At 55.0% G+C, this 220-nt stretch carries 2 tRNA genes; both read right to left on the reverse strand.

The features are described from left to right. Positions 1-2 precede the first annotated feature (2 nt). Positions 3-87: transfer RNA gene (locus AN391_RS20210), tRNA-Tyr, on the reverse strand. A gap of 48 nt (positions 88-135) precedes the next feature. Further along, positions 136-220 (reverse strand) — tRNA-Tyr (locus AN391_RS20215).

Below are 220 nucleotides of genomic sequence, written 5' to 3' on the forward strand. Positions count from 1 at the left end.
AGTGGTGGAGGGAGCTGGATTCGAACCAGCGAAGGCTGAGCCGTCAGATTTACAGTCTGATCCCTTTGGCCGCTCGGGAACCCCTCCACACTATTTTGTTACATTTGGCCCCACTTAACTTAGCGGTAAGAAAAGTGGTGGAGGGAGCTGGATTCGAACCAGCGAAGGCTGAGCCGTCAGATTTACAGTCTGATCCCTTTGGCCGCTCGGGAACCCCTCC

Source organism: Pseudoalteromonas sp. P1-13-1a (assembly GCF_001401875.1).
Classification (GTDB): domain Bacteria; phylum Pseudomonadota; class Gammaproteobacteria; order Enterobacterales; family Alteromonadaceae; genus Pseudoalteromonas.